Here is a 10,998-nt window from a genome sequence, read left to right on the forward strand (position 1 = left end):
GCGCTCACGCTCACGGCGCCACCTCCACGATGACGTCCAGCGCCCGCTCGAAGTCCGCCCGGGTGACCCCGGCGCTGATGGTGAGTCGCAGCCGGGAACGGCTGTCCGGGGTGGACGGCGGCCGGAAGCAGCCCACCGCGACGCCCCGGTCCCGACAGTCGGCGGCCCAGGCGGTCGCCGCCTCCGGCCCGGGGGCGGTCACCGAGATCACCGCCGCGTCCGGCGCGGAGACGGTCAGCCCCGCCGCGCCCAACCGGTCGACCGCCAGCGCCACCCGGTCGGTCAACTCGGCGCGCAGGTCGTCGCCGGCGCGGGCCAGCCGCAGCGCGGCGTGCACCCCGGCGGCGACAGCCGGCGGCAGCGCGGTGTCGAAGATGAACGTACGGCCGGTCTCGACCAGGTGCCGGACGAACTCGGCCGGGCCGGCCACCAGCCCGCCCGCACCGCCGAGCGCCTTGGACAGGGTCGCCGTGACCACCACGTCCGGTTCGCCGGCCAGCCCGGCGGCGGCGACCGCGCCGGCACCGGCCGGACCGGTCACGCCCAGCGCGTGCGCGTCGTCGACCAGCAGCAACGCCCCGTAGCGGCGGGCCACCGCGTGCAGTTGGGCCAGCGGGGCGAGGTCACCGTCGACGGAGAAGACCGATTCGGTGACCACCACCGCCGGACGGCCCGGGGCCACGGCGAGGGCGGCGGCCACCCCCGTGACGTCCGCGTGCGGTGTGACCACGGTCTCCGCGCCGGAGATCCGGCAGCCGTCGATCAGCGAGGCGTGATTGTGCGCGTCGGAGACGAGCAGCGTCCGAGGCTGTACGAGGGCACGCAGCGCCCCCAGGTTGGCCAGGTAGCCGGAGGAGAAGACCAACGCCTTCGCCGTGCCCATCCACTGCGCCAGCTCGTCCTCCAGCGCCTGATGCGCGACGGTGGAGCCGCGGACCAGCCGCGACCCGGTCGCACCCAGCCCGTACGCCGACAGCGCCGCCGCGGCCGCGGCCGTGACCTGCGGGTGGGTCGCCAGGCCGAGGTAGTCGTTGCCGGCCAGGTCGGTCATCCCGTCGCCGGCGCCACGCGGGTGCAACCGCCGGGTCAGCCCGGCCTTCGCCCGCAGGTCCGCACGGCGGTCGAGCGCCGCCAGCCAGTCCGCCACCGTCACCCCTCCGCTACCGTCCGCGCCGGTCACGCGACCGTCCCGCCGGGCGAAATTACCACCCGCCGCCACCGGGCCGACGGATCCACTCGCTTTGCGGGCTCGACCCGACGATCGAGCGCCGCGCACGTGCCGAACGCGGCCATTCCGGCTGATTGGAGGGCCTTGTAGGGTACGAGCCATGCCAGAGATCCTCGACCAGGCCCGAACCCAGGTCCTGGGTGACGGCGTCGGCCTCGACCAGGCTGGCGTCCTCGCCGTGCTGACCCTGCCCGACGAGCACCTGCCCGCCGCCCTCCAGCTCGCCCACGACGTGCGGATGCGCTGGTGCGGCCCGGAGGTCGAAGTCGAGGGGATCGTCTCGCTGAAGACCGGCGGCTGCCCGGAGGACTGCCACTTCTGCTCCCAGTCCGGCCTGTTCACCTCCCCGGTGCGTTCGGTCTGGCTGGACATCCCGTCCCTGGTCGAGGCGGCGAAGCAGACCGCGAAGACGGGGGCCACGGAGTTCTGCATCGTGGCCGCGGTGCGCGGCCCGGACGCCCGGCTGATGAAGCAGATGCGCGAGGGCGTGGCGGCCATCAAGGCCGAGGTCGACATCCAGGTCGCCGCGTCACTGGGCATGCTCTCTCAGGAGCAGGTCGACGACCTGGTCGACATGGGTGTGCACCGCTACAACCACAACCTGGAGACCTGCCGGTCGCACTTCCCCAACGTGGTCACCACGCACTCCTGGGAGGAGCGCTGGGAGACGCTGCGGATGGTCCGCGACTCCGGCATGGAGGTGTGTTGCGGCGGCATCCTCGGCCTCGGCGAGACCGTCGAGCAGCGGGCCGAGTTCGCCGCGCAGCTCGCCGAGCTCAACCCGCACGAGGTGCCACTCAACTTCCTCAACCCCCGGCCCGGCACGCCCCTGGGTGACCAGCCGGTGGTCGAGGGCAAGGACGCGCTGCGGGCCATCGCCGCGTTCCGGCTGGCCATGCCGCGCACGATCCTGCGGTACGCGGGCGGCCGGGAAATCACCCTCGGTGACCTGGGCACCCGCGAGGGTCTGCTCGGCGGCATCAACGCGGTGATCGTCGGCAACTACCTGACCACGCTGGGCCGGCCGGCGACCGCCGACCTGGACCTGCTGGACGAATTGAAGATGCCGGTCAAGGCGCTTTCTGCCACGCTGTGACGACCATGACGACGACGGACGCGACGACCGAGGTGTGGTGCGACCGGTGCGGTGAGCCGGTCACGGCCGGCGCGCCCCACCCGGGCTGCGCGGCGGCCCGGGAGTTGGAGCCGCCCCGGTACTGCGACCGGTGCCGGCGCCGGATGAAGGTGCAGGTGCTGCCGGTCGGCTGGTCGGCGGTCTGCGTCGAGCACGGCGAGATCAAGGGCTGAGCCGATGCTGCGGGGCCGGACGGTGACCTTGCGACCAGCGACGGTCGCGGACGTGCCGGCCCTCGCGGCCATCCGGGCCGACCCGGAGGTCCGTCGGTGGTGGCGGGGCGGCGACGACCTGGCCGCGACGGTCCGCGCCGACCTGGACGACGACGACCTGACCCTGTACGCGATCGAGCACGACGGCCAGGTGATCGGCGCGATCCAGTGGTACGCCGAGACGGACCCGGACTATCGGCACGCCAGTCTGGACATCTTCCTCGACCCGGCGGTCCGCGGGGCGGGGCTCGGCGTGGACGCCATCCGCACCCTGGCCCGGCACCTGATCGACGAGCACGGTCATCACCGGTTCACCATCGATCCGGCCGCGGCGAACAGCGCCGCCATCCGCGCGTACGCCAAGGCCGGCTTCCGCCCGGTGGGCGTGCTGCGCCGCTACGAGCGCGGCGAGGACGGCCGCTGGCACGACGGCCTGCTGATGGACCTCCTGGCCACCGACCTCACCGACTGACTCAGCGCGCCGAGATCCACACAACATCACCGAAAGTGCCGCCCCCCGGCTCGGGGAGGCAGCACTTTCGGTGAAGGTGCGCGGATCTTGCCTGCGCGGCGCGTCAACCCACGCTGCAGGCCGAGCCGTTGAGGGTGAAGGTGGTCGGTCTCGGGTTGCTGCCGGGGTGGGTGCCGTTGAAGCCGAAGCTCCCCGACGCCCCCGGCGCGATCGTGCCGTTGTAGGAGAGGTTCGTGGCGGTGACCGCCGCGCCGCTCTGGCTGACCGTCGCCGACCAGCCCTGGCTGACGGTCTGCCCGCCGGTGAAGCTGAACCGCAGCGTCCAGCCGTTGATCGCGGTGGTGCCGGTGTTGGTGATCGTCACCGTGGCGGTGAAGCCGGTGCTCCAGTCGTTGGTGGCGTACCCCACCGAGCAGGCGTTGCTGGTCGGCGGCGGCGCGGTGGTCACCGCGACCGGCGCGGACGCCGCGGAGGTGTTGCCGGCCGCGTCCACGGCCACGACGTAGAACTGGTACGCCGTCGAGGCGGTCAGCCCGGACACCACCTGTGTGGCGCCGGTCGGCGAGCCGATCAGGGCGTCGGTCGCGCCGGCCTCCCGATAGACCCGGTACCCGCTGACGCCGACGTCGTCGGTCGACGCCGCCCAGCTCAGGGTGGCGCCGGTGGCGGTGACCGCCGAGGCGACCGGCGTGCCGGGCTGGCTCGGCGCGGTGGTGTCGGGTGTGGCCGGTCCCGGCTCGACACCCCAGACGCGGGTGCCGCCCGAGTACAGCGGCACGCGCGCGTTCGGGCCTGCGGCGGCCTGGTACGAGGGGTCGTTGGTGGGATCCCAGGTGCCGCCCTCCGGCACTCCGATCTTGAACTGGACCTCCATCCGGTGCTGTGACTGACCGGCCGGGGCGATGGAGTAACCGGTGCAGTCGACCTCGACGTACCAGATGTCGCCGCTGAACTGCCGGGCGGTGGTCGGGGACGGGCAGCCCTGGGTGTAGCCGGCGGTGACCTGCACCGGCCCGCTGCCCTCGGGGCGGAAGTAGTAGCGGAACCGGCCGTTGGTCAGTGCCCGGGCCGGGAACGCGGACTTGTTGTAGACGATCGCCTTGAGCCCGGTGGCCCGGGGCTCGGCCTGCATGACCGTGGTCTCCACGGTCAACTCGTCGAGGTCCGGCTGCTCGGCGACCGGGAAGCCGGCGAGCGGCGTGCCGCCGTACTCGGAGACCAGCCGGACCAGCGCGGACGTGAAGCCGGCGTTGTAGTCGGTGGCCACCTCGTTCATCACGTAGTCCGACCGGCTGTCGGTGTACGCGTCGTTGGCCGCGGACGGCCCACCGACCAGCGCGCCGTAGAGGGTGTGCCGGGTCTCGACGGGCACGCTCTGGCTGTCCCACCAGGAGCCGTGCGCGGTGCGGTGGTGCGGGTTCTTCGGCGGGTTGGCGCCGAAACCGATGACGTAACTGGAGTTGCGCGGGTTGTCACCGAGCGCGTAGTTGATCTGCCGGACGGCGAAGTCGTGGTAGCGCGCCTTGCGGGTCGCGTCGGTGGTCCTGTCGCTGTAGACCAGCGCGGCGAAGGAGGTGTTGGCGGCGTAGCGCAGTGCGCCCCAGGAGTCGAGCACCGCCATCCCGCCGGGCGAGTAGGGCACCCGCCGACCGTCGACGCCCACGGTCCAGTAGTCCAGCCAGCGGTTGGCGTCGTCGACGTACTTCTGCTTGCCGGTCAGATTGGCCAGCAGCACGTACGCGCCGAACTGCTTGTTGTCCCAGGCGATGGTCCACGTGTAGGAGCGGGTGGTGGACTGGTTCTCGGTGCCGAGCCGGTCGTACTCGCTCTCCGCCTTGGCCAGGTAGCTGGCCTCGCCGGTGGCCCGGTGCAGCCAGATCGCGCCCCAGACCAGCTCGTCCTGCCAGCCGCTCCAGGAGCGGTAGAAGCTCGTCGCGTCGGTGATGCACTCGTGGTAGGACTTCCGGACCGTGTCGGCGAAGGTGTAGAGCTGGCGGGCGTGCCCGAGCAGTCGGTCGGCGTAGGCCGCGTCGGTGGGCCGGAACACCATCGAGGAGGCGGCCATCGCGGCCGCCGTCTCCCCCGCCAGGTCCGCGCCGCCACAGCTGGCATCGATCTTGTACGCGGGCCGCGCCATCGGCAGCACCTCGGCCGGACCCCACCACTTGTGGTCGTCGTCGCCCTTGCCGACCTGCCCGTAGAGGACGTTGGCCGACGGGTGCGCCTTGATGAAGTAGTCGTTGACGAAGCGCAGGTTGTTAAGCAGGTGCGGCAGTTGCCCGGAGGCGGCGTATCCGGCGCGGTACTCGACGGCGCCCCAGGCGAGCATGGTGGCGCTGAACGCCATCGGGAAGCCGAACTTCACGTGGTCGCCGGCGTCGTACCAGCCGCCGGTGAGGTCCTGCCCGACGTCGGCGCCATCGGTGAGTGCGCTGTCGCCGCGCCAGGAGACCCGGTTCCAGTCGGGCAGCGGCCCGGACTGCTGCGCCTCGTAGAAGAACAGCGACTTCTGCAACGCTTCGGCGTAGTTGAAGGTCGCCAGGGCGGGCGCGTGCCCACCCGTCGGCGGCGCGGCCGAGGCGGGTTCGGGCGTCGGCGCGGTGACCGCGAGGGTCAGCCCGGTGAGCAGGGCGAGGCTGGCGGCCAGCAGCCTTCTCGGCCAGGGTCGGTCGGTGACCGGCGACGGGCGGCCGGGGACGGGCCGGGTGGGGTGACGCATGGCGGAGCTCCTGTCGGTGGTGGAGATGACTCGTGGAAGCGCTCCCATGGATAGTTGCCAATGTAATGGGGGTGCCGTCGATTGGAAAGCCCGCCCGTGATGACCCGCCATCGCCGTTGCTACGGTCGCCCGGTGGACAATCTTGAAGCCGCCCGTACCGCCGTCGTTCTGATCGACCTGCAACGGCGGCTCGTCGACCAGGCCCTCGCGCCGCACTCCGGCGCCGACGTGGTGGCCCGGTGCGTCACACTCGCCGACGCGGCGCGGGCCGCCGGAGCGCTGGTCGTGGTGGTCCGGGTCGAGCGGCCGGGCGACGACCCACAGCCGGCCGGCAGCGAGCTGGTGCCGGAGGCCACTCCGCGCCCCGGCGACCTGGAGATCGTCAAGCACACCTGGGGCGCATTCCAGGAAACCGGCCTGGATGCGGCGCTGCGCGAGCGGGGCGTGGACACGCTGGTGATCACGGGTCTGGCCACGAACTTCGGGGTGGAACAGACCGCCCGGATCGCCGACGAGCTCGGCTACCAGGTGGTGCTGCCGCAGGACGCCATGAGCGGCATCCACGAGCACGCGCACGAGTTCGCGGTGGGCTACATCTTCCGTGCGCTCGGCACGGTCTGCACCACCGCCGAGGCGGTCGTCGCACTGGGTGGTTGATCCGTTCCGGCCCGGCGGCCTGCCGCCTCCCGACTAGCGTGACCTTGGGTGGAGCACCCACGGGGATCGGGGGTCGGCATGAACGGCACGGCGGAGAAGTGGGCACCCGACGGTGGCGGGAGGCTCGCCCTCCACCGGCTGACGCTGCCCGACCTGGCGCCGGGCGAGGTCACCATCGCCGTTCGCGCCGTAGGCATGAACCCGGTCGACGCGGACAACGTGTCGGGTGGAGCGCCGGACGTCGGCTACGAGGTGGCCGGCACGATCGGGGCCCTCGGCCAGGGCGTCACCGGGCACGTCGTCGGCGATGAGGTCCTGTCGTTCCGGGTGCGCGGTGGCTACACGACCGCGATCACCGTGTCGGCTCGGGACGTCTTCGCGAAGCCAACGAGCCTCGGCTGGGCCGAAGCGGCCAATCTCCTCCTCACCGGCACCGCGGCGGCCGAGATGCTCTACCGCACCGGGCTCGCCTCCGGTGAGGTCGTCCTCGTCCACGGTGCGTCCGGCGCTGTCGGCATCGATGCAGTCCAGCAGGCGAAGCTGCAGGGGGCGCGCGTGATCGGCACGGCGAGCCCCAGGAACTGGGACCTGCTCCGGCGCTTCGGTGCCGAGCCGGTCGCCTACGGGGAGGGTCTTGAGCAGCGCGTCCGCGACCTGACCGGGCACGTGGACGTCGCCTTCGACGCGGTCGGCACGGACGAGGCCGTCGACGTCTCGCTCGCCCTGGTCAGTGACCGTCGACGCGTCGCGTCGAGTGCGGCGTTCGATCGCGCGGGGTCGGACGGTTTCTGGATCGTCGGCCACGAGTCCGGCAGCGTCGAGTACCGCAACGAGGTCCGCGCCCGTCTCGTCGAGCTGGCGGGGTCGGGGCGTCTGGTCGTGCCGCTGGCGAGGACCTTCCCCTTCGCGGAAGCGCCTGCCGCGCTGGACCTCGTGGCCTCCGGGCACGCCGGCGGCAAAGTCGCGCTGATCGTCTAGCCAGTGCCTGGCCAGCGCCTGTTCCGCCTGGGTTAACACCGTTGGTCCGGCCGGATCCCGTCAATAGCGTGGTCCGCACTCGGCCGGCGATCGATCGGCCTCGATCACAAGGAGAGGCGCTCATGATCTCCCCACTTCTGCGGCGGCTCGCGACAATGGCAATCACCGGCACGATTCTGGCTGGCACGGCGCTCGTGTCGGCAAGCCCGGCCGCAGCCGCCTACCCGACCTGCTACGGCAAGCGGACCGCGGCGACGTGGCCGGACAACGAACTGGTCTGGATTCCCGCCGTGTCGTCCACCGGATCGGTCAGCTGCAACCTCCGCCTGGGCGACTACAACAACGCTGCCGTCAATGTGCTCCAAAATGCGATCAACCGATGCAACCGGCCGCAGAACTACGCTCCGATCGTCGTCAACGGCGACTTCGGGCAGAAGACCAAGGATCTGCTCATCGTGGCGCAGCTCATCCGGGAAACGACCGCCGATGGCATCTACGGCCCGCTCACCCGGGAAGCGTTCTTCTGGCCGCTGCCGTCGGGGGCGGGCTGCCGCGCCATCCTCTGACCGCCGGCGCGCCTCCGGTGTGGACGAGAGCATCCGCACCGGAGACGCGTGATCTCGTGGCATTTGGAGAAACTGGTGCTTGCCAATGCACCGGGGCCACCTCGATCATCCCGGTGTGCTGCGCATCCACTTTTCACGTGCGGACCTGGCGCTGATCCGTTTCGCGCCGGGAGCGGACTGGTTCTGGGAGGTGGCACTCAGCATCCACCAATTGCGCCTGCGGCACTCGCACCCGTGGCTCGCCTGGTGGAAGCGGTCCATGCGGCACCAACTGCACCCGGCCGGCGGCCTGCTGTCGAAGACCGCCCCGATCATCGCCCTCAGCCCGCCGCGGGGCTACTTCCCCGACTTTCTCACGCCCCCGGACCACGGGTTCGAGTCCGGCATCGAGGCCATCCTGTCCACGCCACGCCGGCAGTTGCGGCAGGAGATCGGCTTGCTTGCCGAGTCGCACACGAGGATCCGCGCCGACCTACACGGCCTCGGCCAGGGTCAGCCCGCGGCGCTGGCGGCTCTGGGAACCGCCTTGCGGACCTATCGCGAGCAGGTTCTGGCCCCCATCTGGAATCAGGCTAGTGCGGCAGTCGCGGCCGACCTGCAACGTCGGCTGCGGCACCTGGCCGCTGGCGGGTGGGCCCAGGTGCTCGACACGCTGCACCCACAGGCGAGGTACGCCGACGGCAGCCTGCAGATCACGACGTGGGGTGTAGCCGGCGACAGCGACCTGCACCTCGACGGACGCGGGCTGACGCTGATCCCGTCGTACTTCAAGGAGACCCGGCAGCTGATGGTGCTCGCCGACTTCGACCTACCGCCGGTGCTGGTCTATCCGGTCGACCCCGTCCTGCGGGTCCTCGCGGACCTCGATCACACACCCCTCGCGGCACTGATCGGCACCACGCGCAGCCGCATCCTCGAACTCACCACGGGCCGCAACACCTCGGAGATAGCCCGGCTCGCCGACATCTCCGTGCCGGCGGCCAGCAAGCACCTGGCAGTGCTGCGCCAGAACAACGCCATCACCAGCGTTCGGCGTGGCGGAATGGTCATCCACCACACGACTGCGCTCGGCATGGCACTGCTCGAAGGCGGAGTGACCGCCCAGCTCTGATCTTGAACCGGTCGACTGATGGCCACCGTCGCCACGTCCCGGCATACCCGCCATCGCCACGCGAGGGCAGGAATCACACCATCGACGATTGTCGATAGGCTTCCCTGTCGACCGCAGCTCAACACCGCGAGGCAGCAACCACCGCCGCCCCGTCGACCGATCGAGTGTCCGATTTGCGTCCTGCCATACGAACGTACGGTTGCCGGCCCGTCACACCGCGCGGGACAGTACGCCACACCAGCGGTGCCATCGACGCCGCCGCTCCCCGGTCAACCCTGAGGAGAACGCGATGGCACTACGACTCGCCGAGGGCACCGCCTGGTCCGACGTCCTCGCCCGCGCGGTGGCCGCCACCCCGGAGGCGTTCGGCGCCGACGTGGACGGCGTCACCACCCTGCACAACCTGGTCGAGGGCGACTGGCGCGCGGTCGGCCGCCCCGCACCGGTCCGTACCCCGGTGGACAACACCGTCCTCATCAACCTGGCCCGGCTCGACGCCGACGCCGCCCGTACCGCGGTCGCGCACGCCGCCGCCGCGCACCGGGCCTGGGCGCAGACCCCGCTCGCCGAGCGCAAGGCACGCGTCACCGATGCGCTGGACGCGCTCACCGCCCACCGCGACCTGCTCGCGCTGCTGCTGGTCTGGGAGATCGGCAAGCCGTGGCGGCTGGCCTGCGCCGACGTGGACCGGGCGCTCGACGGCGTCCGCTGGTACGCGGACGAGATCGACCGGATGCTCGCCGGCGGCCGCGAGCCGCTGGCCGGCCCGGTCAGCAACATCGCCTCGTGGAACTACCCGATGAGCGTCCTGGTGCACGCCGAACTGGTGCAGCTACTGGCCGGCAACGCGGTCATCGCCAAGACCCCGTCCCAGGGCGGCGCCGTCTGCCTGACCGTCGCGCACGCGCTGATGCACCGGGCCGGACTGCCCGCCACGCTGGTCTCCGGCGGCGGCGAGGAGCTGTCCGAGGTGCTGGTCCGGGCACCGGAGATCGGCGCGGTGGCGTTCGTCGGCGGGCGCTCCAACGGCGGCAAGGTGGCCGCCGCGCTGCTCGACACCGACAAGCGGCACTTCATCGAGCAGGAGGGCCTCAACGCCTGGGGGATCTGGAACTTCTCCCAGTGGGACCTGCTCGCCGCGCACCTCAAGAAGGGCTTCGAGTACGGCAAGCAGCGCTGCACCGCGTACCCCCGGTTCGTGGTGCAGCGCGACCTGGTCGACGAGTTCCTCGACATGTACCTGCCGGTCGTCCGCTCGGTCCGCTTCGGCCACCCGCTCGCGGTCGGCGACGAGTGGACCGCCGGCGATCCGCTGCCCGAGCTGGACTTCGGGCCGCTGATCAGCGGCACCAAGGCCGAGGAGCTGCGCCGCAAGGTCGACGAGGCGGTCCGCGGCGGCGCGGTGCCGCTGCACCGGGGCAAGCTGACCGGCGCGCCGTTCCTGCCCGGGCAGGACACTTCGGCGTACGTGGCACCGTCGGTGCTGCTCGCCCCGCCCGGCCGGTCCCGGCTCATGCACGCCGAACCGTTCGGGCCGGTCGACACGATCGTCGTGGTGGACACCACCGACGAGTTGCTGGCCGCGATGAACGCCTCCAACGGCGCGTTGGTGGCCTCGCTGGCCTGCGATGACACCGACGAGGCCGGCAAGCTCGCGGTCGACCTGCAGGCGTTCAAGGTGGGCATCAACAAGCCGCGCTCCCGGGGCGACCGGGACGAGCCGTTCGGTGGACGAGGTGCCTCCTGGAAGGGCGCGTTCGTCGGCGGCGACCTGCTGGTGCAGGCGGTCACCGTCGGCGGCGACGACCGGCTGTACGGAAACTTCCCCGACTACAGCAGTTACCCCACCACCTGATCGAAGGGGACGGCCCGGCCTCCCGCGCCGGGGACCGGCCGGGGCCGTGGGCCCCTGTGGTGGGG

Annotated in this window: 10 protein-coding genes; 8 read left to right on the forward strand and 2 right to left on the reverse strand. The window is 71.7% G+C overall.

The features are described 5' to 3' along the window. Positions 1 to 10 precede the first annotated feature (10 nt). On the reverse strand, positions 11 to 1,147 hold the full coding sequence (locus V6V47_RS03615; RefSeq protein ID WP_334626518.1) for an 8-amino-7-oxononanoate synthase: 1,137 nt from the start codon (positions 1,145 to 1,147) through the stop codon (positions 11 to 13). 181 nt (positions 1,148 to 1,328) lie between these two features. Here V6V47_RS03615 and bioB point away from each other — a divergent pair, with 181 nt between their 5' ends. Genes bioB through V6V47_RS03630 form a run of 3 tightly spaced genes read left to right on the forward strand, consistent with a single transcriptional unit; the run spans position 1,329 to position 3,047 of the window. Beyond that, a complete protein-coding gene (gene bioB, locus V6V47_RS03620; RefSeq protein ID WP_334626497.1) occupies positions 1,329 to 2,324 on the forward strand; it encodes a biotin synthase BioB in 996 nt (331 codons plus the stop codon). A 5-nt stretch (positions 2,325 to 2,329) separates the two neighbouring features. Beyond that, the gene (bsaP, locus tag V6V47_RS03625; RefSeq protein WP_334626498.1) at positions 2,330 to 2,536 is read left to right on the forward strand and encodes a biotin synthase auxiliary protein BsaP; all 207 of its coding nucleotides are present in this window, start codon (positions 2,330 to 2,332) and stop codon (positions 2,534 to 2,536) included. A gap of 4 nt (positions 2,537 to 2,540) precedes the next feature. Continuing rightward, entirely contained in the window at positions 2,541 to 3,047 is a 507-nt protein-coding gene (locus tag V6V47_RS03630) for a GNAT family N-acetyltransferase (RefSeq protein WP_334626499.1), read from the forward strand. Between the two features lie 103 nt (positions 3,048 to 3,150). Here the strand turns inward: V6V47_RS03630 and V6V47_RS03635 are convergent, their stop codons facing one another. Then, positions 3,151 to 5,766 (reverse strand): glycoside hydrolase family 9 protein, encoded by a 2,616-nt coding sequence (locus V6V47_RS03635; protein WP_334626500.1) that lies wholly within the window; start codon positions 5,764 to 5,766, stop codon positions 3,151 to 3,153. A gap of 132 nt (positions 5,767 to 5,898) precedes the next feature. On the opposite strand from V6V47_RS03635, the gene V6V47_RS03640 reads away from it, so the two are divergent. The 5 genes from V6V47_RS03640 to V6V47_RS03660 all read left to right on the forward strand — a co-directional run bounded on the left by V6V47_RS03640 (position 5,899) and on the right by V6V47_RS03660 (position 10,933). Continuing rightward, entirely contained in the window at positions 5,899 to 6,423 is a 525-nt protein-coding gene (locus V6V47_RS03640; RefSeq protein ID WP_334626501.1) for an isochorismatase family protein, read from the forward strand. A 48-nt stretch (positions 6,424 to 6,471) separates the two neighbouring features. Then, entirely contained in the window at positions 6,472 to 7,401 is a 930-nt protein-coding gene (locus tag V6V47_RS03645; RefSeq protein ID WP_334626502.1) for a quinone oxidoreductase family protein, read from the forward strand. A gap of 122 nt (positions 7,402 to 7,523) precedes the next feature. Beyond that, positions 7,524 to 7,967 (forward strand): hypothetical protein, encoded by a 444-nt coding sequence (locus V6V47_RS03650; protein ID WP_334626503.1) that lies wholly within the window; start codon positions 7,524 to 7,526, stop codon positions 7,965 to 7,967. A 115-nt stretch (positions 7,968 to 8,082) separates the two neighbouring features. Beyond that, positions 8,083 to 9,078: an ArsR/SmtB family transcription factor gene (locus V6V47_RS03655; RefSeq protein WP_334626504.1), complete on the forward strand. Its 996-nt coding sequence runs from the start codon at positions 8,083 to 8,085 to the stop codon at positions 9,076 to 9,078. Between the two features lie 289 nt (positions 9,079 to 9,367). Further along, positions 9,368 to 10,933, forward strand: a complete 1,566-nt coding sequence (locus V6V47_RS03660) for an aldehyde dehydrogenase family protein (RefSeq protein ID WP_334626505.1) — start codon at positions 9,368 to 9,370, stop codon at positions 10,931 to 10,933. Positions 10,934 to 10,998: the final 65 nt, after the last annotated feature.

The sequence above is a fragment of the Micromonospora sp. CPCC 205539 genome, from assembly GCF_036906815.1.
GTDB lineage: Bacteria > Actinomycetota > Actinomycetes > Mycobacteriales > Micromonosporaceae > Micromonospora.

Bases quoted from the DNA above. Each gene is read 5' to 3' on its own strand.
- bioB (WP_334626497.1), top strand. From the start codon at position 1,329: ATGCCAGAGATCCTCGACCAGGCCCGAACCCAGGTCCTGGGTGACGGC.
- bsaP (WP_334626498.1), top strand. From the start codon at position 2,330: ATGACGACGACGGACGCGACGACCGAGGTGTGGTGCGACCGGTGCGGT.
- V6V47_RS03630 (WP_334626499.1), top strand. From the start codon at position 2,541: ATGCTGCGGGGCCGGACGGTGACCTTGCGACCAGCGACGGTCGCGGAC.
- V6V47_RS03635 (WP_334626500.1), bottom strand. From the start codon at position 5,766: ATGCGTCACCCCACCCGGCCCGTCCCCGGCCGCCCGTCGCCGGTCACC.
- V6V47_RS03650 (WP_334626503.1), top strand. From the start codon at position 7,524: ATGATCTCCCCACTTCTGCGGCGGCTCGCGACAATGGCAATCACCGGC.
- V6V47_RS03660 (WP_334626505.1), top strand. From the start codon at position 9,368: ATGGCACTACGACTCGCCGAGGGCACCGCCTGGTCCGACGTCCTCGCC.